26 protein-coding genes are annotated in these 25791 nt (G+C 38.4%); 10 read left to right on the top strand and 16 right to left on the bottom strand.

Annotation, left to right across the window (positions count from 1 at the left end):
• Positions 1-479 precede the first annotated feature (479 nt).
• The 5 genes from BRLA_RS10400 (at position 480) to BRLA_RS10380 (ending at position 5865) form a co-directional block, all read left to right on the top strand.
• On the top strand, positions 480-1178 hold the full coding sequence (locus tag BRLA_RS10400; RefSeq protein ID WP_003337310.1) for a VOC family protein: 699 nt from the start codon (positions 480-482) through the stop codon (positions 1176-1178).
• A gap of 262 nt (positions 1179-1440) precedes the next feature.
• Positions 1441-1866, top strand: a complete 426-nt coding sequence (locus BRLA_RS10395; protein ID WP_003337309.1) for a VOC family protein — start codon at positions 1441-1443, stop codon at positions 1864-1866.
• Positions 1867-2499: 633 nt separating this feature from the next.
• Positions 2500-3909 (top strand): GH1 family beta-glucosidase, encoded by a 1410-nt coding sequence (locus BRLA_RS10390; protein WP_003337308.1) that lies wholly within the window; start codon positions 2500-2502, stop codon positions 3907-3909.
• Between the two features lie 30 nt (positions 3910-3939).
• The gene (locus BRLA_RS10385; RefSeq protein WP_003337307.1) at positions 3940-4647 is read left to right on the top strand and encodes a GntR family transcriptional regulator; all 708 of its coding nucleotides are present in this window, start codon (positions 3940-3942) and stop codon (positions 4645-4647) included.
• Positions 4648-5241: 594 nt separating this feature from the next.
• Entirely contained in the window at positions 5242-5865 is a 624-nt protein-coding gene (locus tag BRLA_RS10380; protein ID WP_003337305.1) for a class I SAM-dependent methyltransferase, read from the top strand.
• A 399-nt stretch (positions 5866-6264) separates the two neighbouring features.
• Here the strand turns inward: BRLA_RS10380 and BRLA_RS10375 are convergent, their stop codons facing one another.
• The 5 genes from BRLA_RS10375 to BRLA_RS10355 form a co-directional block, all read right to left on the bottom strand.
• Positions 6265-7467, bottom strand: coding sequence for a macrolide family glycosyltransferase (locus BRLA_RS10375; protein WP_003337304.1), 1203 nt, complete (start codon positions 7465-7467; stop codon positions 6265-6267).
• 584 nt (positions 7468-8051) lie between these two features.
• Entirely contained in the window at positions 8052-8957 is a 906-nt protein-coding gene (locus BRLA_RS10370) for a YIEGIA domain-containing protein (protein WP_003337303.1), read from the bottom strand.
• A 157-nt stretch (positions 8958-9114) separates the two neighbouring features.
• The gene (locus BRLA_RS10365) at positions 9115-9573 is read right to left on the bottom strand and encodes a (2Fe-2S)-binding protein (RefSeq protein ID WP_003337302.1); all 459 of its coding nucleotides are present in this window, start codon (positions 9571-9573) and stop codon (positions 9115-9117) included.
• A 2-nt stretch (positions 9574-9575) separates the two neighbouring features.
• Positions 9576-10406, bottom strand: a complete 831-nt coding sequence (locus BRLA_RS10360; protein WP_081870808.1) for an FAD binding domain-containing protein — start codon at positions 10404-10406, stop codon at positions 9576-9578.
• Positions 10406-12730 carry a xanthine dehydrogenase family protein molybdopterin-binding subunit gene (locus BRLA_RS10355; protein ID WP_003337300.1) on the bottom strand — a complete coding sequence of 775 codons (2325 nt, stop codon included), beginning with the start codon at positions 12728-12730 and terminating at the stop codon, positions 10406-10408. Before BRLA_RS10355 ends, BRLA_RS10360 begins: the two co-directional genes overlap by 1 nt.
• A 93-nt stretch (positions 12731-12823) precedes the next feature.
• Between BRLA_RS10355 and BRLA_RS10350 the strand changes: the two genes are divergently transcribed.
• The 4 genes from BRLA_RS10350 to BRLA_RS10335 all read left to right on the top strand — a co-directional run bounded on the left by BRLA_RS10350 (position 12824) and on the right by BRLA_RS10335 (position 16194).
• Positions 12824-13864 carry an XdhC family protein gene (locus BRLA_RS10350; RefSeq protein WP_041752097.1) on the top strand — a complete coding sequence of 347 codons (1041 nt, stop codon included), beginning with the start codon at positions 12824-12826 and terminating at the stop codon, positions 13862-13864.
• A gap of 3 nt (positions 13865-13867) precedes the next feature.
• The gene (locus tag BRLA_RS10345) at positions 13868-14506 is read left to right on the top strand and encodes a nucleotidyltransferase family protein (RefSeq protein ID WP_041752096.1); all 639 of its coding nucleotides are present in this window, start codon (positions 13868-13870) and stop codon (positions 14504-14506) included.
• Between the two features lie 173 nt (positions 14507-14679).
• Positions 14680-15477, top strand: a complete 798-nt coding sequence (locus BRLA_RS10340) for a DUF2935 domain-containing protein (protein ID WP_003337297.1) — start codon at positions 14680-14682, stop codon at positions 15475-15477.
• Positions 15478-15945: 468 nt separating this feature from the next.
• The gene (locus tag BRLA_RS10335) at positions 15946-16194 is read left to right on the top strand and encodes a DUF1259 domain-containing protein (protein ID WP_258426276.1); all 249 of its coding nucleotides are present in this window, start codon (positions 15946-15948) and stop codon (positions 16192-16194) included.
• Positions 16195-16422: 228 nt separating this feature from the next.
• Here BRLA_RS10335 and BRLA_RS10330 read toward each other — a convergent pair whose 3' ends face one another.
• Complete coding sequence (locus tag BRLA_RS10330; RefSeq protein WP_003337294.1) at positions 16423-16671, bottom strand: hypothetical protein; 249 nt, start codon at positions 16669-16671, stop codon at positions 16423-16425.
• A gap of 311 nt (positions 16672-16982) precedes the next feature.
• Here BRLA_RS10330 and BRLA_RS10325 point away from each other — a divergent pair, with 311 nt between their 5' ends.
• On the top strand, positions 16983-17777 hold the full coding sequence (locus BRLA_RS10325; protein WP_003337293.1) for a hypothetical protein: 795 nt from the start codon (positions 16983-16985) through the stop codon (positions 17775-17777).
• A 327-nt stretch (positions 17778-18104) separates the two neighbouring features.
• Here BRLA_RS10325 and BRLA_RS10320 read toward each other — a convergent pair whose 3' ends face one another.
• The 10 genes from BRLA_RS10320 to BRLA_RS10280 form a co-directional block, all read right to left on the bottom strand.
• Positions 18105-18644 (bottom strand): GNAT family N-acetyltransferase, encoded by a 540-nt coding sequence (locus BRLA_RS10320; protein ID WP_003337292.1) that lies wholly within the window; start codon positions 18642-18644, stop codon positions 18105-18107.
• A 283-nt stretch (positions 18645-18927) separates the two neighbouring features.
• Entirely contained in the window at positions 18928-20112 is a 1185-nt protein-coding gene (locus tag BRLA_RS10315) for an MFS transporter (RefSeq protein WP_003337291.1), read from the bottom strand.
• A 47-nt stretch (positions 20113-20159) separates the two neighbouring features.
• Complete coding sequence (locus BRLA_RS10310) at positions 20160-21131, bottom strand: ABC transporter substrate-binding protein (protein ID WP_003337290.1); 972 nt, start codon at positions 21129-21131, stop codon at positions 20160-20162.
• A 344-nt stretch (positions 21132-21475) separates the two neighbouring features.
• On the bottom strand, positions 21476-22462 hold the full coding sequence (locus BRLA_RS10305) for a helix-turn-helix transcriptional regulator (protein WP_003337289.1): 987 nt from the start codon (positions 22460-22462) through the stop codon (positions 21476-21478).
• 136 nt (positions 22463-22598) lie between these two features.
• Positions 22599-22769 carry a hypothetical protein gene (locus BRLA_RS23960; RefSeq protein ID WP_003337288.1) on the bottom strand — a complete coding sequence of 57 codons (171 nt, stop codon included), beginning with the start codon at positions 22767-22769 and terminating at the stop codon, positions 22599-22601.
• Positions 22770-22875: 106 nt separating this feature from the next.
• Positions 22876-23916, bottom strand: coding sequence for a sigma-70 family RNA polymerase sigma factor (locus tag BRLA_RS10300; RefSeq protein ID WP_003337287.1), 1041 nt, complete (start codon positions 23914-23916; stop codon positions 22876-22878).
• Positions 23917-24110: 194 nt separating this feature from the next.
• Positions 24111-24722 (bottom strand): transglycosylase SLT domain-containing protein, encoded by a 612-nt coding sequence (locus BRLA_RS10295; RefSeq protein WP_003337286.1) that lies wholly within the window; start codon positions 24720-24722, stop codon positions 24111-24113.
• Between the two features lie 170 nt (positions 24723-24892).
• Positions 24893-25138, bottom strand: a complete 246-nt coding sequence (locus BRLA_RS10290; protein ID WP_041752094.1) for a hypothetical protein — start codon at positions 25136-25138, stop codon at positions 24893-24895.
• Complete coding sequence (locus BRLA_RS10285) at positions 25135-25422, bottom strand: hypothetical protein (protein ID WP_003337284.1); 288 nt, start codon at positions 25420-25422, stop codon at positions 25135-25137. The genes BRLA_RS10290 and BRLA_RS10285 overlap by 4 nt, the downstream gene beginning before the upstream one ends.
• A 37-nt stretch (positions 25423-25459) precedes the next feature.
• The gene (locus tag BRLA_RS10280; RefSeq protein ID WP_003337283.1) at positions 25460-25789 is read right to left on the bottom strand and encodes a hypothetical protein; all 330 of its coding nucleotides are present in this window, start codon (positions 25787-25789) and stop codon (positions 25460-25462) included.
• Positions 25790-25791 lie beyond the last annotated feature (2 nt).

The raw sequence follows: 25791 nt of genomic DNA, 5'->3' as shown, positions 1-25791 counted from the left end.
TTATACTCATTACAAAAAGGAATTCAGGTGTAGCTACCAGAACTATCAAAACCCGCTTCAATACGGGAACAACATTATAGCCCTGCATGGCACTTGTCTCCTTTTTCTGATAAATATTAGCTAAGCGATATTCGACGATGTTACGTAATGATCCTGCTTTGTTGAGCTAAAGGTTGAAATTACAGCGATCTTAACAAAAAGAACCTACATAAAAAAAAACCACCTTAATCAGCAGGGGCAAAAAGTACAAAACAAATAACTAAAATGGTAGTCCTGCTCTTTTGTGGGAGAAGACTACCTTGTTACATCTTTTCAATCATAAAGCATCCTGAGAAAACGATGATTGATCTACAAATATTATCATTCATGGATCTGGAAGTACTGGGAATTCGAAAAAGATATGAAAAACGATGCGAATCGATTAAACTTGAATCAGATTAGCTTTCCAAAGACACAAACCCCAAAAAGGATGTGTTTTCATGCGTATCATGGAAATCGTACTACAATCGAATCGATTAGACGAAATGAAGTCTTTTTATAGTGAATTGCTAGGTTTTTGTATCAAACAAGCATCTGCTGAAGCATTTACTATTGCAACTGGTGAGTCTAAAATAACATTTCAAAAAAACGTTACTGATCTAGGTGCCTATTATCATTTTGCTTTTACGATCCCTTCAAATAAACTGACTGAATCAATACAATGGCTTCAACACAAAGGAATCTCCTGCTTTTCTACTGACAGACAGAATCAGTTCTTTTTCCCTGCCTGGAACGCAACTGCAGCGTACTTTTATGATCCAGACGGTAATCTAGTCGAGTTTATTGCACATCACTCCTTACACAACCCCTCTGAGGCTCCATTCAGTGAAAACAGTATCCTTTATATCAGTGAAATTGGCCTGCCTGTACCTCATGTTGCCGAAAGCTCCAAGCATATCTGTGAAGCGTTTGAACAGGAAATATGGCGAAAGGATGAGAAACAATTTGCTGCCGTTGGAGATGTAGAAGGATTATTTATTCTCATTGAAACAAGCCGCCTGTGGTTTCCAGATGAAAGAATACCAGGTGTGTTTCCAACTCAAGTAAAAATTCAAAGCGAGTTAGACAATCAAGTACAGCTTACTGGTTTGCCATATCAGCTATGGAGTACCGCGAAAGTGCCTATGGAGCAAATATAGGAACATGTTAACCTACTACTCACTTTCCCCCCTGTTGAGCTGAAATTTACTTCCGATTTTTTCGAAATGATCTAACCGCAGCATTTTCATTCTCACGCCTAATTCACAAACGTATGTTCTTTGTTTTATAATCACATTAATGTTAATAATGAGATATAGGGTTGGTTTCTCTGGTTAACAGCACTCAGAAAAAAGCCTGATCAATGCAGCAAGCAGCATTGTAGAAACGATCAAACATGTAACACCAAAGGAGCGGTTCGAAATGACATTGAAGTTGATCCCTTATCTAGTGATGGACGGGAATGCCAAGGAGGCTATCCAATTTTATGAAAAAGCTTTACATGCCAAAGTCCTTTTTAACCAAACGTTTGGTGAGATGCCCGAGAATCCTGAATTCCCTATCCCTGCAAATGCAAAAGATCGTGTGGCACATGCGATGGTTAAAGTTGGCGAAACTGACCTGATGTTTTCAGATACATTTCCAGGTCAACCGCATCAGAAAGGTAATCAAGTCACTATCTGTATTGCAACAAGTAATAAGGAAGAGTCTACACAAATTTATGAAGCTCTTCAGGAGGGTGGCCAAGTCAATATGCCACTGCAGGAAACTCATTTTAGTCCTGCTTACGGTATCATAACAGATGAGTTTGGAGTTACCTTCCAAATATATACAGAGGGCAAGCAATAATTTATTGCTAGTCTCCCCTCTCCCCTTTGATCGAAAAATTTCTTGACAGTTCCACTTCCTACTCATCTGTAGCCTATAAATCTCGTGTCTACAAGTCTCTTCAATCATTTTTTAATTTCCCTAAGTTGTCTATGTTCATCTTGTGGAACAATGAATCAAACGGCTCTGTCTACATCAGAGCCGTTTCGCTTTTTTACTCAACCGTTTGCTAGCCGTTAGCCGCTAGTCATACACCTGCTTAATCGTAACTGAAGCCTATTAGAAGACGCATTTACCTAAAAATACGTCACTGTTGCTCTCACGTTTACATTACATGGCGGTCTATCCTGAATCTCATTTACGTGCAATAGAGATCATGTTTTGTCTTTTAAAACGTTTAAATCTCCATATTTTATACCATCCTGCATAATAATCTACCTACGCTCTTCATGTAGCCCTGACTTGGTTTGATTTTTTGTAGTAATTCAATTTCACTTATGAATTCATGCCAAAATTACAAGCCTTGGTTCATTCATGATCTTATCTAGAAATAGGTTGTCGTTTAGAGTATAATTTTGATTAGATATTTGTACCTACCAATCTAACAAGTAGATATAAATGAAATTCATCATGATAAAAATGGAGGTATATACATTGAAATTTCCACATGATTTTTTGTTTGGAGCTGCTTCAGCATCCTATCAAATAGAAGGTGCTTGGAATGAAGACGGAAAAGGCGTTACCAATTGGGATGTTTTTTCAAAAATTCCTGGTAAAACATACAATCAGACTAATGGTGATGTAGCTATTGATCATTATCATCGCTTTGAAGAAGATATCCGATTAATGGCTGAAATGGGATTAGAATCATATCGTTTTTCCATTTCGTGGGCACGTATTTTACCAACCGGAGATGGTGAAATAAACGAAAAAGGCATTGAATTTTATAATCGAGTCATTGATGAATGCTTACAATATGGGATCGTTCCGTTTGTTACTTTGTACCATTGGGACTTACCATTAACACTAGAAGAAGATGGTGGATGGACGAATAAGCGAACCGCCGAGGCATTTGTAAAGTATGCCGAAATTTGTTTTCATGCATTTGGTGATCGAGTAAAGCATTGGATTACATTTAATGAGACAGTTATGTTTTGCGGATTAGGTTATGTAAAAGGAGCCCATCCACCGGGCATTCAAAATGATGTTCCACGTTATTTTCAGGCTACTCATTATGTGTTTTATGCCCATGCTAAAACAGTTCAATTGTACAAACAGTTAAAGCAATATGGAGAAATTGGCATTACCCATGTTTTCTTACCTGCCTATAGCGTAGATGATCAACCAAGTAATAAACTAGCGGAACGCCATGCGAATGAATATGAGACATTCTGGTTTTATGACCCAGTTCTGAAGGGAGAATATCCTTCTTATGTAATTGAGCAATTAAAAGAAAAGGGATGGATGCCTAACTGGACAAGTGAAGAATTAGAGATTATCAAACAAAACGCTGAAAAAAACGATTTTATCGGTTTAAACTATTACCAGCCTATACGAGTAGAACGATATGATAAGGATATCAGAAATGAAAAGCATTCTAGAGAAACATCTACTCTTGCTCCAGGCAATCCTTCTTTTGATGGATTTTATCGAACAGTGCGTATGGAAGACAAAACCTATACAAAATGGGGATGGGAAATATCTCCGAAAGGTTTTTTAGATGGATTGCATCTGTTAAAAGAAAGATATGGTAACATTAAAATGTATGTGACGGAAAACGGGCTTGGTGATGAAGATCCAATCATTGATGGAGAAATTGTAGATGTTCCGCGAATTAAATATATCGAAGAACATTTAAAAGCTGTAAAGCGCGCGATCCAGGAAGGAATTCACCTAAAAGGATACTATGCATGGTCTGTGATTGACCTGTTAAGTTGGTTAAATGGTTATAAAAAACAGTATGGTTTTATTTTTGTCGACCATAATGACAATTTAAAGCGTAAAAAGAAGCTTTCGTTTCACTGGTATAAGCACATCATTGAAACGAGGGGTGAAGAATTATAATGAGGAAAAGTTAATTTTAGGAGACGTAATATGAGTGTAAAGTATAAAAAAATTGCCGACATCTTAGAAAAAGATATCCGAGATGGGAAATTCAATGAGACAAAAAAGCTACCAACGGAAGAAGAGCTGATGAATATCTTCCAAGTTAGCCGCAATACCATACGTAAGGTTGTAAGTCAGCTTGTCAATCGAGGATATATTTTTCAAGTGCAGGGCAGTGGAATGTTTTTACGCGAAGCCCCTATTACCGATTATATTAATTTAGCAAGTCTACGAGGGTTAACGAAAGATCTTGCTTCCCAAAATATTGAAACCAAGGTAGTAGATCTACATGTAATGGAAGCCGACGAGACATTAGCAGAACGAATGCAATGTCAGGCAGGGACAAAACTATATTTTGTGAAACGATTACGAATTGTAGACGGTAAAGCATTTTCAATTGAAATAAGCCACTTTAAAAAAGACGTTGTTCCCTATTTAAATAACGAAATAGCAGCGAGCTCCATATATAGTTATTTAATTGAGGACTTACAGCTCCATATCGGTTTTGCAGATAAGGTGATTCATTGTGAAAAGATAGATAAAGAGAGTGCACAATTATTAGAAGTACATGAACACGATCCAGCCCTTCTTATTGAAAATACTGTATACCTTGTAAATGGAACAATATTTGAGCTGTCTCAATCGATGTTTCATTATCAAAAGGCGAGGCTTTTAAATCGTATTACTTTTAAATAAAGTGAGGTTTCTCTAGAAGCTTATATCGAGGATAAGTAACGGGTATAAAATTTATTAGGATTCAGGGAATGGTGACACGTTACCAAGTCAGATGAGAATGGTTCACTTATCGTTTGTTAACGAAATTAAGTCAATAAGTCGCCAACAACTCCTTTCTATATTCATTTATATCTTTTGAAATTGGTTTGCAAAAAGTCGTTTCCTACATGTTAGGAGACGACTTTCTTCATGAAAGTTAGATATCAACCTTCACTACATCCTCAATAGGCATCCAGGAGAAATCTTTATTTCTACAAGATAAAAATTTAAATGTTATTTCCTTTATTAATCTCTAAACCAAGCCTCCTGTTTATGTACAGAAGGCTTGGTTTTATTTATTTTGGGTAGCTTGCCCACTAGCCACCCTTCTAAGGAGGGATATTATTATTACTTTTGCTTTCATTTTTCTCCAAAATAAACAATAAAGCTCTCATCTGTCTTCTGTTTTATTCTTCTTCATTTTGACCTCACTTTCATAATATAATGATTGTTTGAATAGTAATTTTATTCTATAATGAAAACAGTCAAATAAACGTTTGAATATAGAGGTGAGGAATGAACAACATATGGAACAAAATCATTTATAAAGTAGCAGCACCTTTCTATGATGCCTTTTTTAACTCCGGTATCTTTCTGAACGCAAGAAAAAAGGTGTTTGAAGACCTTGTCTTACCAAAGAAGCAGCATGTCCTATTTGTTGGTATCGGTACAGGTGCTGACTTATGCTTTTTTACTGAACAGGACATTCAAATAACTGCCATAGATATATCTCCCTCAATGCTTTCTAAAGCCAAAGAAAAAACAAACAAAAAAATGAATATTCAATTTCTAGAAATGGATGCCCAGCACTTAGCATTCTCTGACCAATCATTTGATATGGTTGTAGCTAATCTTATTCTTTCTGTAGTGCCTGATGCAAATCAATGTATGAAGGAGATGATACGGGTAACCAAAGAGCGTGGTACGATCATCATTTTTGATAAATTTGAACCTACAAATAAAAAGCTTTCTTTAAAGAAAAGACTGCTCCGTCCAGTTATCTCTTTACTTGGCACTGATATTGGACGTAACTTTGAAGTAATTGTTAAGCCGTACAAGGAGCAGATCATAGTGCAAGGAGATATCCCGATCTTATTTAGGGATATGTACAGAAAAATTACCATGAAAAAGGTATACTAAGATCCTCTATTCCTCCTCATACAGCAAAAGAAATGGAGCATAGGTTAATGCAGGGTAGATGAGAATCACATTATGGTTTTGAACCAGGTCAAAGTTGGTCAGGTGAATTGAATTATTCCATTAAACCACCTAATTGGTAACCTAAAAGTTAAACATTCTTCTTCAACTCCCCTGCTTCATTAGTTGAAGAAGAAATGTGAACCCGTTCCCCTATTGCTCCTATAACTCTTTATAAACATCTGCGTAAGCTACTTTTAGTTGTTCTCTTAATCCCGTGTTACTTTAAGTATTTAAGTATACAATCTTTCTTTTATAATAGATCCTATTCCATTCCTTCATTACAAAAGAAGTTGCAGTAACCACTGGGAAAAACTCAACAATATAGTAGCGAAAAAATATTTAGATATGATATTGACTTTTAAATTCGAAAATCTCATCAACAGCTTGATGATATCCACCTGATTTCCGAAAGGATTCCCTAATATTTGTAGCAGCTTTCTTGAAAGATGAGAGGCTTAACACATGATCTACGGCTTCACGTAGTTGATTTGCCGTCAAGCTTTGCATTTGTAATGTAATGCCTGCTCCAATATTGGCGACTTGCTCCGCGATTATCGGCTGGTCCGCGCTTTGTGGGATTACAATGAGCGGAACACCGAAATAGAGACCTTCATTGGTACTGTTCATTCCACCATGTGTAATAAATAATTTAGTGTATTGCAGTACATCAGTTTGTGGAACATAATTTTTTACGATGAAGTTTTTAGGAATTTCCCCTAAATCAGAAATTTGGACTTTATTCCCAATAGACATGACAATCGTATGATCAGTGTTCCTAAATGCCTCAAAACATAGCTTATAGAAATCAATTGCTTGGTTTAAGACAGTACCCAGTGAAATGTAAATGGGGTTTTTCCCCTTGATTACAGTAAGGTCGAAGTTTTCCTGCGTTAATCGTGAAGAGATGGATGGACCTACAAATTTATAAGTTTGGTCAAATGCTTCTCCAAAAGGTTGAAACTCCCTAGTTATATACACAATTGTAAGTGGTGCAGGATTACAAAAAACTTCATAAGGAGAATGGATCTCCACATCATATTTTTCCTTCACCATGTTCGTCAGGCTTTGAAATTCATCTTGAATTCGTTTACTTATTTCTGTAGGAATTTTTTTAGAAACCTGTGCCAACATTTTATCGAATGATGCTTTTGTCTGCGCAAAAGAAGTACAAGAATTGATTGCGGGAAGCTTAAGGATCTGGGCCAGTAACCGTCCACAACCAAACATGGAATCGTGGATAATGTAATCAAAATGCTCGCCTTTGATTTGTTCAAGAACGCTAGGTATGACGACATCTGCCGTAAGTAAAAGACCGTTGATTCTTTCGAGTAAATAATCTCTTCCACCTGAGATAAAAGCTTTTATAAATTTTTGATCGTCAAATGTTCGTACAGTAGCGCCCGTCTTCTCAATACGCTCCCGAAAAGCTTCTATAGAAAAGTAAACTACCTCTTCTCCACGCGAAATAAGCTCTTGCACAACTCCAATAGTTGGATTGATATGTCCCTCTGATCCACCATTAATAAATAAAACACGCGCCATTTCTGCCACTCCTTAGGTATACTGTTCTCTAAATTATGTAAGAGTAAGGGGGCACTGTCCCATACCAGCCTGATCCAAGCCAAAGCAATAACAAAATCTGTAAATCAGCTTGTTCCACGTAGCTGAATTGACAATGTTGCTCACTCCTCAAAATCGCTTCATGGGCATGTACTTTTTGGGCCCCTATCTCGATGATAGCAAAACACTCTGACTCAAGTGTAAATTTACTCTCCCCTTCCCCCTCCTATGTAGAGCGATAAAACGTGTGTTTGTTGTATAAAGTACGGCAAGTGGGCGTTATACTCTTAAAAAACGCTAATAGCTGTAATCAGCAACAAACGTCCAAGGGATTCGGACACTTACATAATGCTTATATTGCTCAATTTATAGGCCTGATATGACGGTTTCCGTTTTAGTACGTCAGATGATTTAGCTGAATCAAATGACACTGTAAAAAACATGCCACGTTCCTAATTCAAGGACGCGTGAAACTTGTCTGTTTAGCAAGAAGTCACTCCTTTCCACTATATTCAAATCATTCAACAAAAAGGCGTGCAGACCTCCATACCTTTCGGTTATTTGGTCTACACGCTGGAATCCATTAATGATGGATTTTTCTTAACCGACTCAAGCAAAGGTGTATTTTTAACTGCATGTAAAAGCTTATCTATGTTTCGGATCAGTGGGACGATCACAATGATTGTTTTACCACTTTTAAAATCCATACAAGTATAATGATATCGTTTGACACCGATAGAACGTGTGGCCTCAAAGAGAATAGCTTTTCTTTGCCCATAATTGTCTAAAATAATGCGTAAATACTCTTCATTTGGCTCAATTGTCACTGCAAAAGCCTCTTCTAGAATTACATTTTGCACATTGGCTGTTCCAATTATGGTGCTTACAAAAACACCCTCGACGAATAATCCTGATTCCCTTATTTCAATTTTTCCTTTTTTAACGATTGCGATATCTCCAACTTGTTTCCCTTTTGAAAATCGTTTTATGAAGAGTAGAATAACCAGTCCCGTGATGACTCCTATTCCTACATTTACGATCAACATAAGGGATTTAAAAACATACATGACAGTAGCCGTAGAAATAGAGACAACTAATGCAAGATAATTACGAGATTCAAAAGTCTTCGCTATACCATCAATATAGGCTTCTCCTCTTGGGGTAAATTCGGTTTTTTCTAGATTTCTTAAACTTTCCTGTTCAATTTTCCTAACATCTCGAAACTGTTGGATTGCTAAAGAAAGGAATGTAACTGCTATCCAATTACTACTCATAATCGCTGGCACAAATACTGCTCCTAACGTGGAGGCAATGAATCCAATTAAAATATGAATCATAAAGCCATTTGGATATGAAGGGTATTGTCGATAATCCTCTTTTAAAACGAAAATCCTAGCCAACGTCCCCATTACCATCGCCGTCAAAATTATTGTTAGATGATCCACTGAAAGAATCGATTCTCTACCATCCATTAATCGGCCTCCTAGGGACTATTTTGTTGTAAAGTATTGACTAATACTACTACGAATAAACCTGACTTTCATCAACGATCCGAAAGGAACCCAAGGAAAAAAATAAAGCCGATTCTCCCTTAACATGGTGATAATCGACTTTGGCCCTCTATTCTATTTAACTTTTCTTTTCTGAAAGAATCAGCTGAATTGCTTCCTTAATTTCTTGGTAACTTGTACAACGACAAATATTGGATTGAAGCCAATTTTCTATTTCAAGCTCATCTGCGTCTGGTAGTGTTTCTACCAAAGCATGACAATTCATAATAAAGCCAGGCGTACAATAGCCGCATTGAAAAGCCCACTTTTCAAGGAAAGCCTGTTGAATCGGAGCATTTTGGAGACCTTCAATCGTATGAATTTCCTTTCCTTCACATTCTACTGCCAGCCATAGGCAAGATTTTTGTGGCACTTTATCAATAATAACAGTACATGCTCCGCAATCTCCGTTCTCACAACCAGGCTTTGCTCCCGTTAACCCCAAATATTCACGAAGTACCGTCAACAAGGTGTCTGCACAGCGACAAAATGCATTCCTGTCTTCACCATTGATGTTAAGCTGGATTTGTCTGTTCATTGTCAAGCCCTCTCAAAGCTTTCTATAGTATCTAAAATAAGGTTATGTACTATAAATTCCCGAAAAGATGCAGATGCATGATGATCCGCCATAATGGCCTCCGGAAATTTGTGAATAGCAGAGCGCACTCGATCTTCCAAGCTAAGCGTTTGATCATTTAGCGCACGTTCGACTTCTTTTGAGCGAAACGGAAAAGTACAAATCCCTGAAAAAGCAACTTGAATCTCCCCCTGATTATGAATTGCAGCAAGCGATACGGTGGGATATCCGATGCGATCGATTTTTGTTCTTTTCTCGCTTCGGTATGGCATTGTTGTTATTTGTTTATCTACTGTGATCTGCAATAAAATTTCATGAGGTAATAGACGCAATTCTTTTTCAAAAACATCATGAATCGAAACTTGTTTTACACCACTTTCTGTTGCAATATGGAATTCGGCATTTGCAACAAGCAGAGGTAAGACCGTCTCTCGATAGATGATTTTGCCACAAATGTTACCGCCAAGCGTAATTTTACATCTTGACGTATGATCGGCAATGCGGTTGCAAACTCTACTCAATAAAGGGAAAAACTGCACAGCCTCCAGCTGTGCTAATGTTACAGCGGAACCAATCACAAGTTGATCCTTTTTCCAGTCCAGTATACGACATTCTGGAATGTCTTTGAGATCAATAATTCCTTTCGTGTGTAGTTGCGACAATCTAGCCATGGTAATAATCTCTGTTCCACCACAAAAGTACTTTGGTTGTTTCCCTTCTAAATCCCATTGATGGAAAATGGCTATCGCCTCTTGAATGGTATCAGGCTTTACATAGTCGAAATCGTAAGGAATCAGGATGAACCTCCTCCTTTTGCTTCCCAGATCGATTCAGGAGTTAAAGGAAGCTTGTTAAGCGGTACTTGGGCTGCAATTGAAAGGACATTAGCTAACGCCGGTGCCATTCCAATGGTTCCATGCTCTCCAACTCCTCTTGCACCATATGGTCCATCAATTTGCGGAGTTTCCACGAATTCAACCTGATATTCTGGATTTTCACCGTATCTCATCAATTTATAGGTTCTAAATTGTGAATCGAGCACAACTCCTTCCAGGTTGTAGTTAAATCCTTCGCGGGAAGCGAAACTTAGACCCATGCTCATGCCACCCATCACTTGCCCTTTTGCACCCATTGGATTTAGTACTTTTCCTATATCAATGACTGAAATCGCTTTTTTTATCTCATAGGTATACGTTCGTTCGTCAAAGATAACTTCCACAGCCTGAGCACCAACTGTCCAATCTGGCCCAGGTGTTCCGGAACCAATATTTGGATCAATTGTTGTAAGATTTCTCATGACATAGCTTCCCCGACCGATTACCTGGCCACCAATTGTATTTCCATTCATATATTTGTAACCATGAACGATATCTTTAAGATAGACCCCTTTTTCCGGATTTGCCTTCAAAAATGCTCGTTCCTCAGCCACGTCAATATCTTCTGGTGAACAGCGTAACACAATGGAAGCAATAAGACAGATTTGCTGAATAGCATCTTCGGCAGCTCGAAGTACAGCATTTCCAACCATAAAAACGGATGAGCTTGCTACTGTCTTCCAATGCTCAGGATTGACCTCCGTATTCACTTCCATCATTGTATGAACTTTATTTTCACTAATTTTAAAACGCTCCGCCAAAATTTGAATGAGTGTTGTTTTTGTTCCTTGTCCCATTTCAACCACTCCACAGGAGAGATTGAGACTCCCATTCTTGTTAAACGTTATGACTGCTCCTGATGAAGCATTTGTTGGTGAATTCGAGGTTTTCCAAAAGCAAGCAATTCCTTTTGTTCTAACTCTCGAATTATCTTCTTTAATCCGTTGACCCTCATCCCATTTGATCAATTCTTTGGCCCTTTTTAAACATGTAAATAGATTTCCCACATTGCTTCGATTCAACTCGGCTAACGAAGGAGTTGTATCCCCAGGCTGAATCGCATTTAGTAGTCGAATGGAAATTGGGTCCATGTGTAACTTTTCAGCCAACAGGTCCATTGTCCGTTCAATTGGAAAGGTTAACTCTGTGTGAGCATATCCGCGAAAGGAGGTAGCATATGTATGATTAGTGTAAAGACAAATTGAATCACACCAGACATTGTCGACTTTATAAGGTCCCGTACAGTTTAATCCTGCCGATTTACTAATATCAACCGCTTCATCGGAATAAGCACCACCTATAAATTCATAGGTAATTTCAGCGGCCATCAATTTACCAGTTTTGGTAGAACCTAATCTGATTTTTGAATGCAGTCCAATGTGGGTTGGGGAGGAAATAAAATCTACCTCCCTGCTGTTAACCATCTTCACTTTTCTTCCACCAACTGCTCTTGAAGCCACATACGCCAGTAGTTCTAATTGAACGGCAGCTTTCCCACCAAATCCTCCACCAACTAAAGGTACTTGTACATGGATTTTTTCCAATGGTACAAAAAAATGTTTATGAATAAGTTTTTGGACATCGAACGGGGCTTGTGAAGCCGTCAAGATGATTACCTCCTCGTTCGGCAAAATCTCGACGATTGAACAACGAGTTTCCATAGCAGCATGATCTGTTTGGGGAAATGAAAAACTTGCTTCTACGGTTACTTCACTTCGTTCCCAGCCTTCATTCATGTCACCTTTTCTGATTTTGGTCCGGTTTGCTACATTCGTGTGAAACTCAGGATGCACGTTTTGATCTATTGTATAGCTTGCTAGATTTGGATGAATGAGTGTTGCATTCTCTTTTAGCGCTTCAGCCGGAGTTTGAACAATCGGTAAAATTTCATACTCAACCTCTATCTGATTACACGCAGCTATAGCTTGATGCTCGTGATCGGCTACGACGATTACGACAGGTTCACCGTGGTAACGTACTTTCTCAATAGCTAGAATCGGTCTTCCTTCGATGTGTGGGCCTACAAATATGGGAATCTCGGGGCCAGTGAGTATGGCCCGAACTCCTGCCCCTTGTTTCGCCTTCTCTGTATTTATACTGATTATCCGCGCATGTGCGTAAGGGCTTGTAAGTATTTTGGCGTGGAGCATACCTGGCGAGGAGAAATCGGCCGTATATTTGGCTTTCCCCGTTACCTTATTTACCGCCTCAATTCGAGGAACGCTTTTTCCTATTGATTTCATCTCTTCCCCACCTTTCTATTTCTACTAACAGTTTCTCATTGCTATTTTTACCTAAATGATTCGGATAATATACTTGTTAATGGAGTGAAAGGCATGAGCGACATCTATACTTTTTTTCCCTATATTTTACAGATGAATCACCCATCTGTTTTCGTCAAAATCGTACAAACGGAAGGGTCTGTGTATCGAAAAGAAGGGAGTTCGATGCTTATTTTGGAGAATGGCGATCAAATAGGAATGTTAAGTGGCGGTTGTTTAGAGAATGATTTGAGTGAACAGGCTAAAAATGTCCTAGCCACTAACGAACCTCGTCTGATCACATATGACCTTCGATCAGTGGACGATCTAGGCTGGGGAAAAGGAGCGGGGTGTAACGGTTCGTTTACATTATTAGTCGAACCAGTTACATTGGAGACAAAACAGGCATTGCTTGCAATGAAACACATTCTTGAGCAAAACCAACCGGTTATTTCGATTACATATGTATCGAAACAAAATCACGAATGCCAAACTTCCTATTACACAGCAAATGGATTGTTTCAGGGAAAAGAACCAACTGGAATCAGCTCATCACAATTACGGATGTATCTGAACCAGACAGTAGCTTCAAAACGAGGCTGTCTGTTCCTCCCTTCGCTGGATGACGATGGATTCTACTTTTTTCATTACATTGCACCGAAGCCGAGACTATTTATTTTTGGTGCTGGAATAGACGCTCGGTTTTTGTCTTCTCTCGCTACTAAAATCGGATTTTCCGTTTTTGTACTTGATTGGCGTGAAGCGTATTGCAATCGTTACTTTTTCCCAGACGCAAATCAATGTATCGTCGCCTCTCCATCCGAGTTGACAGCGAAAGTCTCCTTCTATCCAGATGACTCTATTATCATCATGACTCATCAATTTGAGCAGGATCACTTATTACTAGAAACTCTACTGAGCTTTCCAATTCATTATCTCGGTATACTTGGTCCACGTACCAGAACAGAGCGCTTGCTAGGAAATCATAAATATCCAGCCAATTTACACTCTCCTGTTGGTCTACCAATCGGTGCAGAAGGGCCGGAAGAAATAGCAATTAGTATTATGGCTGAGATCATTCAAGCGAAACATAAAAGAATGAGAACCTGGTGTTAACTTATGAGCGAATCCTTAAAGACGGTTGGGATCTATTTGGCTGCAGGAACCAGTTCAAGGATGGGGGTAGATAAACGGTATTTGCCATTAGGAAATCGGCCATTAGGAAGCTGGGCACTTCACGAAGCTCTGCATTCTATGCTGGAGAACGTTGTGGTCGTAGGAAGAAGCAATGATTTGTTTGAATGGCTGTCTCCCAAGTACGAGAATAAATCAAAGTTGCATATCGCACGTACTTTTTCACATACCATCTGTCAATCACATTCACTTCAAACTGGATTGGACAAGGCAATTTCTTTACAAGCTCAGGCAGTTTTAGTTATGCTTGCTGATCAACCTTTCGTAACTAGGAAACATATCAATCAAATAATTAAAGTGTTTCACTACACATACACTAAAAAACCGCTTTTCATCGCTTCAAAATATCAAGATATCACAATACCTCCAATACTTCTTACCAAATCCTTGTTTCCTGAGATAAAACTTCTTACAGGTGACCAAGGGGCAAAAACAATACTTAAGAGCCAAAAAGAAAATGGATTGTTTATTCGTTTTAACGATTCCTTATGGACAATAGATGTAGATACTCCCGAAATTTACAACCTAGTGTGTAAGAGACACTTTGCTTATCCTCCCTTTTGAATCAGTTATTCTATTCTAATCCACCTTGAATTCACCTCTCTACTTATAGTGAGCTTTCGTATGAAAAAAGCCTATCCGACAAGGAATAGGCTTGAAGTTACATCTATTGAATCCCCTAGCATACCTCTCGCTTTACACACATATTCTGGACGTATAAGGGAGGGGACGACGTGATGAAAACTTCTTGCGATGATATTCTTTTTGAAAACCGTTTCTGGCTTCAAATCCTGGGAGATCATTCCCGATTTATTTTTGAATCATTGGCTCCAAAAGAGCAAACAGAAATCGAGCAGGCTAACTATTTCATTCATACATTTGACAAGTTATTAGATTATGCACGCAGGAATTTGTCAGCTGAAGAAATTCATAAACTCAACCAAAAAGCAAATACCGAGGTACAAAATCTGCGCCAGTTTAAGCTACATCTTTTAGAACGACATCTTATTGGTAAGATTTCCATTAGCCTTCCTCCAACTTTTATAAACCATATGATTAATGAGCTGGAAGAATATGAACGAATCTTGGAGACCTGTTTATCTGGTAATTGGCCCCCATCCTATCATCCCCTACATTTGCATCTGGTATGGCTCTCTGATGCTGTTGGCCATGCTGAATCCATCTCTTCTAATCTGGATATGGTGGAAAATGACTATAAACAAAAAAGCATGCACTTTTCGAATCAATTTCAGCACTTTTATCTAAAAGCATTAGCTGGTTACCTACGAACAAATTTACCTGACTTTCCAGCACTCAATCGTTTTAATCATCAAGCTGAAATGGAAATTAAATTATTTCAGGGCTTTTTGCATGAACTTGAGGATCTACGATTAAAGGATGAGTTATTAGGAACGTTATCTCCACTTATGGCAGATCATATGTCACGGGAAGAGTGTTATTATTTGATGAAGCTATCTGAAGTGTCCGATGTGAAATCCCCGGATTGTTATCCAACCAGACCCCGGATTGAATAAAATTTAGGAAGAGAGACCTTGATGCTGAAGTTCTCTCATACTAGACTTCCCCATTTACGAACCGTGTGTTGTATGAAGTACTCATCTAAAAACGTTAGATCATCTTCGAGTTCACGAAATTTGTATCCATAACCCGATCCATACCGTTTTCTTCAGCCCACTCGAATAGTTCATCCAGAACCATGTGCGGTGGTTTTTGCCCATCATCCCCCCCCATTACGGCACACGATTTCTTATCTTTGAATGGTTTGTTCATTGTAAAATGGGCATACCTTGCTTTAAAAATCCTTAGCTTGATCGTATAGATTTTTTATTGTGTCAGCCCTACTCATCAATCCCACTCCATAATTCCCGTTTTGAAAATGGGCTATCACCTAAAGGCACTTTTTTTCCACAGAAGTACACTATAATAAAAACTTTAGAAGGAGACGAATTCAATGGCTATAGATCCACTTTCTAACAATACCGATGATGTTTTCATTTGAATCAATGGATCAAAATGGGAAGGCGCTTTGTTTGGGAGAAACAGTAATTCTCCCAGAAGAAATTAACCCATTCATTTCTGCTCTTCGACATTACGATATACTGGTTACCGCCCTTCACAATCACTGGCTTTTTAACAACCCTGGTATCATGTTTATACACTTTGAATCAATTGACGATCCCGTCCAATTTGCCTATAAAGTTCGTCACGCCATTTCAGTCCTGAAACCTTAATCTTTGCCCCATTATGGGGTATTTTTTATAAATAGGCATTTTACATAGCTCGCTTTTAAGGTTTTCCTCCCTAACTATTTTGTTAAGCTGATTTCAAATAGCCCAATTCAATTGCAAATTTTTGTATGGCTTCCTTCCTTCAATAGAGTATTATAATTTTGACTTATTATATTTCCATAAATAAAAATAAAGCTGGTCGTTAGCATCCATATACCTAGTACAAGCAGCTCATGAGTCCATAATATCTTTAACTTTGTATGCTTTTGCTTTGTCTCCATATAATTCTTTCAGGAATGCCATGGCTTTTTGTTTTGCTGTTTCGTCTGGAGGAAGGGATTTCAAAGGAGTTTGAATATGAACTACCGATTTCAATTTACCGGTTTTTTGATCAATAAATATACTAGCCCCCCATTTTTTCTCATCTCCCTGATGAAAGTAATATCTCAAAAGAACTAATCGAATAATGATAACTGACATTCATAACCGGGAATTTTTTAAGACTAGGAATGAGAGAAATAATTTTGTCATAGGTTGCTTTAGCTGGCTTAGAGAAAGAATCATTCTGTATCTCGCGCTTTTTTATATCAGCTGCATACCACTTATCAGAGAAAGTCGGCTTCGTTACATGAAGAGATGATACAGCGAAAAATAATGAATAAAATTGTATTACGACAAATTTATGGAAAAGTCTAGAAAAAAACCAAAAATTAGTATATTGTTAAATCGTTAATTGGAATTTTTTTTTAATCAGGCGGTTGTAAGTATTGAAATGAACTAGGAGGACTATTATGTTCAAGAAAATAACAAGTTTAATGATGGTTTTTGCCCTAATTTTCAGCATGTTCGGCATTCAAAATATTCAATCGGCAAGGGCTGAATCAAGCGATTTGGTTTATGATGAAAAAACCCCGATACTAGATATGGAAGGCAATGAAATCGGAGAAGAAATGGAAAAGGTTTATAGGGAAGTAACGAAAGATTCAGAAGAAACCTTAGTAAAATTGATAACAATAACAGAAAACAAATACTATCATGAGGAACATGAAAACACTACGGAGCGAAAAGTTACCGAGATTAAGATAACTAGTGATAAAAAGTTTTTTATTGATGGTGAACAATTATCTCAAGACTTTTTAAGTCAACCTGTTACAGCAAGCGAAGATAAGGCTTCCTTTGCAAAAGCCTTTAAAGGTGAGAGTGGCGGTCGTCCGGGAGTAGTCACTTACGATGAAATTAATGACGACTATTATTATCTTAAGGCTTTTCCAAAGGTAAATGATTTTTTAGAGGAGCCTAAAGGTAAAAGGTTAACAAAATATAGCAAAGGTAATAGTAACGTATCCAAATTCATTAGATATGCAGACAAAGTTGATAGTAAACATGCAGATATAATAGATGCACAAGTCGCAATTGCATCAATGCTAGGTGCGGCTTTGGTAACTTGGGAAACCGTCATTTTGCTACTTCCAGAAGCAGGGGTAGCAGGCTGGAATGCAGTCAAACTCTACAATGCCTCAAATGCAGGTAAAGAAGCTCTTGCAGATGCGTATGACCTACTAAAAAATAAAATTACACCCTATTAAGGATTAACTATGTTAGATATTATTATCTGCTTACTTATACTAGCCTCAAGTATATATGCTTTGGTTAAGGTGTGGGAAAATAAAAAAGCAAGAGGAATAGCAGTCATATTGTTGGCTATAACTCTTAACATGGTTTATAAAGCAATAAAGGCTTATTTTAGCCAATAAAATCTTTAATCTGAATGCCTGATTAGAATAAATCCCAATGGTTTTGTTATTTCCCCTTTCATATAGAACGCTTTTAACAATAATTAAGTTCGACCACGTTTTATGGAAAGGGGACTCTCTTATTGGATTATTCCCCCATTTACTTCACTGCTCCATTATTCACTTCAAGGATTGGGCCAATTCAATCCTGACCTCCTTTTTCTCAATGTCCTGGTTTGAATAGCTCATGACATTCAATCCGATAAACGTAAACCCACAGGCTAAATAAAATTGAATAGCTGGATGATTAGAAGTCTGAGTTTCTAGAGTAATCATGCGACTATTGAGTTCCTTGGCTCGTTTACAAGCAAAACGAATTAATTCTCTGCCTATCCCCTGTCTCTTGCACTCTTCATTTACATACAAATCCCAAATAACACAGCTCTGATTCCAGCTTGCATAAGCAATTGTGATAATCCCCACTTCTCTGTTATCTCGCAGGGCAGCGTAGCACTCAAGCTCATCTTTATCATCATCAAAGAGATTGCCAAGCTCCTTTTTTTGAAACGTTTTCTCGAATTTTTCTACGCTGAGGTCTACACTCCATCCCCTCTCACTAGATATCATCCGCACATCGTAATAATAATCTGATTGATATTGATATGTAATGACCTTCCCATTAGGGTAATCTTCTTTATTCAATTTTACAATTTGAAGCATACGTCCACCCCTTTGTTATTACATTGGTTCATTTGGGTAATTGAACCTTATCGCGCAGTCTCTCAACACAGCTTTCTCTAGTTGTTGAACTTTTCTCTAACCTACAAAGCCTCCCTTTACGAATATCGTCTATAGTTAAGCTTACCTACATTTTGAATGTTTTGAATTATACCATAAATCAAGAATAAGCTTTACTATTTTTTCCGATACAAAAAAAACTCCGAGAGCCAGTAAATCTTTACGCTCCCGAAGTTCATTCATCTATTTTTCCGCTTTTTTCCTGCTATACAGAAACCCTTACACGATGTCTTTTTCTAAATAAAGAAAGTCCTGACAAACAAATCAAAAGTACACAAAACGAGAATGGTAGCACCTTATTGCTTGTATACAGCAACGTACCGATAACAGGCCCAAAGAACGAGCCTCCCCCTTGTAGCGCAGCAATAAAGGAGGCAACACTTCTTTGTTCATGGTCCTCAACAGCTAGGGAAGCTCCCGAGCTATATCCTAATAAGGTAAACCCTATTCCAATTCCCAAAATAGCAAAATCAATGTATGCAAAGCGTATGAACAACAAAAATCCTACTAAACCTAAAGTCACACATGAAAGACCTACTCGCAGCACTTTTGCAGGTTTCCATTTCAAATACTTACTGATGAGAACTTGAGAAGCAACAACCATAATACCCGAAATAGCTAACCCAAGTCCGATAAGCTGTGTCGCTTTTTGAGCATTGTAGCCCAAGGTATCTTGGATATAAAATCCAATCGTAACCTGGACGATATTAAGTGCAGTAGATAAAATAAATCCAATCCACAGATAAAGGCGGATTCGTGAATCATTTGGGGAGATCGTGGCTGTTGTTCGACGAATCTCACTTTCCTGTTCATCTGGAATGGTTAACAGGAAAATAACGGTAATCACCAACATAAGAATAGCTACCCCATACATCGGTACGGTCAGACTAATCACTGCTAATCCGCCACTCATCGCTGGTCCCAGCACGAAACCAAGACCATTTGCCGCACCGAATAGTGCCATCCCCCATGTGCGTGTTTCCTGCGTTGTCCAGCCCATTACATATGCTTGAGCTTTAGCAGGAATACCCCCAAAGAAAAAGCCTGCAATGGCTCGTAAAATCAAAAATATCCAAAATAAACTAGCGGAACCAGCACCCAGCATATTACTCTTGGCATTGTCCGCGAGCAAAGCAAATACGATTAGGGTAACTAAATAGACAAACATAATAGAAGCTAGTAATTTTTTTCTACTTTTGGCTGGTCTTCGTTCCCAATAGTAACCACCTAGTAACCAACAAATTCCTGTGATCGAAACCAAGCAACCTGATTGAACCTCGCTTAGTCCTAAATTGCGTGAAAGAGGACCAATGACCGGGTTAAAGGCGGCTATTGAAATCATGCCAGCTAGCACAATTAAGAACATAACCGCGAATCTCAATTTCATCATACATCCCCTTTTCTATTATTTGTTAGATTATTTTCCCTTTACGCTTCTTATTTTTTCCCCATTGCTTGCATAATTTGTTCCAAACCGTCAATTTTAGCTAACGCCATCGGTCCAGGTAGTGAAGGGTCCTCTAAAAAATACACCTGCTTGTTTTTGACTGCCTTCAAACTGTTCCATACCTGATTATCTTTCAACGCTTCCTTGACTCCCCCCGCAATTGGATCTTGCCAATTATTAATCACAAACAGATGATCCGGATTTAGTTGGGCCAAGCTCTCCAATGACAATTGACCACCTTTTTTTGCTCCTGGCACCGGTTTTAGCCCTAATCCCTTATAAAAAGGCTCGAAGCGTTTTTCCTCCCAGGTTACAAATTGATCCTTGCTTCGTGACATGGTAAATAGCACAGACTCTTGGCTTCTAAAAGCCAGCTTCTTTTTGTAGTCTGCTGACTTTTGGTCAAAATCTGCTAATATCTTCGTCGCTGCATCCTCTTTCCCAATTACAGCAGCGATCTGCTCTAATGTCTCTCGCCAATCACCTGCTTGAGGAAAAATAACAGTTGGAGCAATCTGACTTAATTGTTCATACTGGCCAATCATGTCATCCGCTGCAATGATCAAATCTGGTTTCGCGCTTAGTAATTTTTCCATATTTGCCTCTAAGCCAAGGTCTATGATAGCTTTCCCTGCTATACGTTTACTAAGATTAGGAAAGTTTTGTTCAATGGTTGAAATCCCTGATGCGGCATAAGGATATTCATCCAGAACAGCTAAATAGTCTACAAAAGCAATGTATGGCGTAGCAATTTTAACTGGCTTATTCTGTATAACGGTTTCTCCCTTCATGTGTTTCATTGTTTTTGGGAAGGAATGGGAGGATGATTTTTCGTTAGCTGTGGTAGCTGTTGTTTGTTCTTCCGTTACTCCCGTATTCGGTTTGCCTGCTCCTGTGCATCCTGTAGCTAGCAGTAGCATAGCCACCCCTACGATAATAGTCAGTATCTTTGTTATCTGCATCTTCTTCTGCTTCTCCTTTTTTACCGCTTCCTTGGGCGGTTTTGTTTCATTACCCTAACAACTTGGCAAATGAGATTAATTATCAATGCATACATCTTATAATGCGGGTTCGCCTGATATCTACCAGTAGAGGAAATGAGATTGCGGTTAGCGGGATATTTATCAATCTATCATTTCATAACCTGTGTGAAGGCTTTCATTCTACATATCTGCACTTGTCCAGCGATTCGCCAATCCAAAAGCAATAAAAAAACTGCCCTTATCAGGCAGTTTAGGTGAAAAAATCCTTATGTTTTTTTATCAGCCAATATGACAGTGGATTGCTATGCCTGTGAATCTTATTTTCACTCGCGGTAAGAGGAAACGGAACGGCGAACCAACTCACTAGGGTTAACACCATACCTTTCCCGAAAAGCTTCTGCAAAATAACTAGGGTTAGAGTACCCGACTGCGCACGATACTTCGTTCACATTCATTTTGCCGCCTTGCAGTAATAAAAGCGCCGTTTCCATTCGTTTATTCCGTAAATATCCAAATACTGTAGTCCCGTACATTTCCTTAAAGCCGTTTTTTAACTTATAGTCATTAAGTCCGATCATTCGAGACAATTCGATTAATGTTGGCGGCTCTGCCATACATTCGAGCATGATCGCACGAGCTTGGCGAATTTTTCCCATATCATCCTTGGTAAGCTGAGTCGATTCTGAATTCCTATCTAGTAAAAAGGTTCGGAAGGCTGTAGACAGAATTTCCATGATCGTGCATTCTATCTCGAATTTTCGCGTTCTTGGTGAATCTACTAGCTTTATCAAGCGTTGCAGGATAATCGAGGAGGGGGGATCGATCGTTTGTTGAAAAGCCCGGAAAGAGCGTTTTCCCAAGATATCCGAAAAATAAACCGATCTAGTACCATCTGCCTCTTCCATAAAATGATGAAAGCTAGAAACTGGAATACCAATACCAAGCATATAAAAGGGCTGCTTTCCCATAAACTCAAAACGAGTTTGCTCCTGTTTCATAAATTGTAATGTACAAGTTCCTGAAACAATTTCCTGACGAACGCCCTGAAGACTAACCTCTCTTGCTCCTTGAAAGCAATAACTCAGCTCAACCATTTCTTCTCTCGGGGCAAAACTCATTGCATGCTTGTCATGGAAGGTGTAATCAGAAATCACAACCTCCATATCCGGACGCGGGACAAAGCGACGGATAGAGCCCTCTCCAATTGAAGAATGTAGCGTCATCCGCTCTGTACGATCTACATTTTGTCGAGCCAACCCAAGCTCGTCAAAGAATAGATTAAAGTTCTGGTGAAAGCCAATGTTGCTCATTTGTCCATCACTCCGGTTGTGTTACTTTTCCTCATTTGCTTCTCCATAGTTGTAAAATCTAATTATGATAATAATTCTCATTTATATTGTAACGAATTTTTGTCCATTTGACCATCTCTTCGATCATTTTGTTTCTTTACAGGTAGTCATCTATATATTGCTGAAGTTCATCCAAGTAATTATCAATGACAGATTTGCTCAAAGCGCTTGTAAATCTGCCTACCTCAGAGCCGCGGTAGGATATAATCACGAGTGGCACATACATAATTCCCAGTGTATCTTCCTTTTCAGCACATATCGAACGCATCGCAAGCTTCCTTTCCTCAATAATTTGATCTAAGGTCGCTGATAATTTCCTACATGAACTACAAGACGAGCGATAGTAAAATGTTAATTCCATCGTCCATTCACCATTACCTTGCGTTTTGTTTGGGGTTCAATTGCTGTACATCTCTAACAGAATTAGCCTTCTGCCCGGGCTTTCCAGCATTAGCAGGCTGATCCTGCCACTTTTTACTTACCTTTTGCCGAATGTAGTATAAAATTCGATTCGAATAAGCAGGCCTGTTAAATCCTGATTTCTTTAAGAGCTCTGCTATTTCGCTAACACACATAAGTTTGTTGCGCAATCTACTTTCCTCTTCAATAAGTTTGATTTCCCGATCATATTTAGAGGTGACATGCTGTTGCAGGTCCGTTTTGTTCGATTGAAAATTCAGAACTTTATTCCTAATACGCATGATTGCTCTGTTAATCGTCATAGGATAGACCTGAAGACGTTCGGCTATTTGAGTATTATTTATACCTTCCATGATAAGCTTCATAATTGTTTTCTCAAAATCATTGCAAATTGAGCTTCCCAGTAAATGTTCTACATAAACCTTATCCACTACATGCTCTTCAATATTACTGCAATTATGATCAATCATCTCGAAGTTCTCATACGCGTGATAATGTTCAATTTCATCACTAAATCGGGCTATTTCCTTATACCTTTCTACCGGTATAGCAAGCAGCTTAGCCATTTCCTCTTCGCTTGGTCGATATCCTAGCTTTTCCTCAATAGCGATCATACGCTTAATCTGTTCTACAGCTCCCCTGCTTAATCTTACAAATCGTGAATCGTTATAAAGCAGTTGATTGATCTCCCAGATTATCGGTCTAACCACAAAGGTTGTAAACTTGAATCCTCGATGAAAATCAAACTCCTGTAGAGCACTAATAACACCAATATAAGCATGCTGAAGCAATTCTTCTTCTGTTACTCGAAACTTAAAGCACAATTCCTCAACGTTACCTTTATAGTGTTTGATAATCGAGAAAAGAAACTCCTTGTTTTCTTCCAAAAACTCTCCTAACAGCTCTTTATCTTCTTTACAGGCATGAATAAGGTCTATATTGTGCATATCTTTTATGCTTTCTTTCCGTAAACGGAGGTATCGTTGACTTAACAAGCTTTCGTTCACTCCTAGTCATCTCTTTCTTTTCCCTTCTCCCTATAATAGTCGAGCTATCCTAACGAAAAGATGCAGATATGACCGGCATTTTTGGCGATAAAAAATACACTCCCTACTGGTCACTTGGATATGTCCCCTCAAGGATTATTCCAATGTTTGCGGTAAAGAGTGCATTATATTCCTTTCTATCATTACATTTTACAGTCCCCATATTTTTTATAAGATACGTTATTTTTAATGGCTGACCAGACCTTTTTCACTTTCATCAGGTAGGTTGTTTTAAATGTTCCACGTACGACATTTCCCTCTCCCTGGTTATAAGCAATAATCCCCAGCTCTGGTCCGAATCTGCTTTGCGTATAGGCCAGATACTTGCAGCCAACATGAATATTCACTTCCGGGTCTGTAAGCTCTCCTTTTATACCCATATATTTTTGTGTAGAAGGTAAGATTTGCATAAGGCCCGTATCTTTATGCTTGCCAATCCGATTGGGATGATAATAGCTTTCGACCTCGATTATTGCTACGATTAGAAAAGGATCTACGTTGTACTTTTCCGAAAAAGTAAGAATATAGTTGGATAATTTTGTTGCCTCTGTGATGGAAATATTTTTAGAGATCATATGGTGTATGATCGTCCCCTGCATTTGTTTTTGTTGAGTAAAAATGGAAGCTGTTGTAGCAAACGAAACCGTGTTCTTTTGACCTGCTGAGAGATTGTCTAATTGGGAGAACAGATTTATAGATGATAGCTCTGTTATCGTCAGCAGTATTACGATGATGGATTTCATTCCAATTATCATGCAACCATCCTTTACCTGAGAATGTCATACTATAGTTGTCGTGTTACCCTCTTGGATCGTTGCGATTAAAATAACATCTGTGATTCCTTCTATTCTTACAAATAGGCATTCTCCCTACCAGTTCTCCTACTACCAAATATCAAAACAAAAAAGACGGGAGTATTCCCGTCTCAAAAGTCTACACACTCTCGCATGCAAGCAGCTATTTGTTTCTGTATATCATCAAGGTCTACTTCCTTCAAAGATACGTCGGCATTATAGAGCTCCATATTACTCTCTTTTATCCTTAGCTGCTCATAAGTAACTAAGCAATTAGCTGTACCACAACCAATGTTTGCGATATCTAAACCCATGTCCATTAGAGACTTATGAGTATGCTGTAAAGCTTCATATAGATCCTTGCATTTTATTTTCATGGCGTATAGTCCCTGCTCCTCTCTGTATAGGGCCTTTTATTGCTATAAGATGATTCCATACATTCTCGCAAGCATTTTTTATGTTTCATCAGCATGCCCTCCAAATCGAGGGAGGATGAAATTTCTTGTTCCATAATATATTCTATGATCTCTTCTAGTTGTTCTTTATGTCGACGAAGCACTTCTACCGAAGCAGATGAAGTATGTCTCATCGCTCTGTTTATTTGCTCCATAACATTTTGAATCTCATCTATCTTTTCGATAAGTTTACCTAACGTGTACACTGCTTCCCTCCCATCTGGCGCTTCTTTCCTTCGTCATTTATTCTTTACTATCAAAAAAGCCCCAAAAAAACTGATCATGCTTTATCCATAATTCATTTTGATCTTTTTGGCTGCTGTCCTTACCCGTTTGATTTTGATTCGTAGCGATCTGGCTCTGTAACAGTTTTATCTGTTGATATTGATCCTGTAATTGATTACAAAGCTGTTCATTGTTGACCGATAAAGCTTGGTTTTTTTTCAATAATTGCTTGGTTTCTTCTCGCAAAGCTACATACTCACTCAAAATTTTAACAAGTAAGTGAAGATCAATCGTTGCCTTCGTATCACCAAACTGTTGATCTTGGAAAATGGTATCAAATTTTATCATAT

The organism is Brevibacillus laterosporus LMG 15441 (assembly GCF_000219535.2).
Lineage (GTDB): Bacteria > Bacillota > Bacilli > Brevibacillales > Brevibacillaceae > Brevibacillus_B > Brevibacillus_B halotolerans.
This window is presented reverse-complemented; position numbering and strand designations above follow the sequence as displayed.

Coding starts and splice junctions, on each gene's coding strand:
- BRLA_RS10315 (WP_003337291.1), bottom strand. CDS start 20,112: ATGATGAAATTGAGATTCGCGGTTATGTTCTTAATTGTGCTAGCTGGC.
- BRLA_RS10400 (WP_003337310.1), top strand. CDS start 480: ATGCGTATCATGGAAATCGTACTACAATCGAATCGATTAGACGAAATG.
- BRLA_RS10310 (WP_003337290.1), bottom strand. CDS start 21,131: ATGCAGATAACAAAGATACTGACTATTATCGTAGGGGTGGCTATGCTA.
- BRLA_RS10330 (WP_003337294.1), bottom strand. CDS start 16,671: ATGTCAGTTATCATTATTCGATTAGTTCTTTTGAGATATTACTTTCAT.
- BRLA_RS10295 (WP_003337286.1), bottom strand. CDS start 24,722: ATGATAATTGGAATGAAATCCATCATCGTAATACTGCTGACGATAACA.
- BRLA_RS23960 (WP_003337288.1), bottom strand. CDS start 22,769: ATGCGTTCGATATGTGCTGAAAAGGAAGATACACTGGGAATTATGTAT.
- BRLA_RS10395 (WP_003337309.1), top strand. CDS start 1,441: ATGACATTGAAGTTGATCCCTTATCTAGTGATGGACGGGAATGCCAAG.
- BRLA_RS10280 (WP_003337283.1), bottom strand. CDS start 25,789: ATGATAAAATTTGATACCATTTTCCAAGATCAACAGTTTGGTGATACG.
- BRLA_RS10335 (WP_258426276.1), top strand. CDS start 15,946: ATGATGTTTTCATTTGAATCAATGGATCAAAATGGGAAGGCGCTTTGT.
- BRLA_RS10320 (WP_003337292.1), bottom strand. CDS start 18,644: ATGCTTCAAATTGTAAAATTGAATAAAGAAGATTACCCTAATGGGAAG.
- BRLA_RS10370 (WP_003337303.1), bottom strand. CDS start 8,957: ATGGATGGTAGAGAATCGATTCTTTCAGTGGATCATCTAACAATAATT.
- BRLA_RS10385 (WP_003337307.1), top strand. CDS start 3,940: ATGAGTGTAAAGTATAAAAAAATTGCCGACATCTTAGAAAAAGATATC.
- BRLA_RS10365 (WP_003337302.1), bottom strand. CDS start 9,573: ATGAACAGACAAATCCAGCTTAACATCAATGGTGAAGACAGGAATGCA.
- BRLA_RS10290 (WP_041752094.1), bottom strand. CDS start 25,138: ATGAAAATAAAATGCAAGGATCTATATGAAGCTTTACAGCATACTCAT.
- BRLA_RS10340 (WP_003337297.1), top strand. CDS start 14,680: ATGAAAACTTCTTGCGATGATATTCTTTTTGAAAACCGTTTCTGGCTT.
- BRLA_RS10345 (WP_041752096.1), top strand. CDS start 13,868: ATGAGCGAATCCTTAAAGACGGTTGGGATCTATTTGGCTGCAGGAACC.
- BRLA_RS10350 (WP_041752097.1), top strand. CDS start 12,824: ATGAGCGACATCTATACTTTTTTTCCCTATATTTTACAGATGAATCAC.
- BRLA_RS10375 (WP_003337304.1), bottom strand. CDS start 7,467: ATGGCGCGTGTTTTATTTATTAATGGTGGATCAGAGGGACATATCAAT.
- BRLA_RS10325 (WP_003337293.1), top strand. CDS start 16,983: ATGTTCAAGAAAATAACAAGTTTAATGATGGTTTTTGCCCTAATTTTC.
- BRLA_RS10355 (WP_003337300.1), bottom strand. CDS start 12,730: ATGAAATCAATAGGAAAAAGCGTTCCTCGAATTGAGGCGGTAAATAAG.
- BRLA_RS10380 (WP_003337305.1), top strand. CDS start 5,242: ATGAACAACATATGGAACAAAATCATTTATAAAGTAGCAGCACCTTTC.
- BRLA_RS10305 (WP_003337289.1), bottom strand. CDS start 22,462: ATGAGCAACATTGGCTTTCACCAGAACTTTAATCTATTCTTTGACGAG.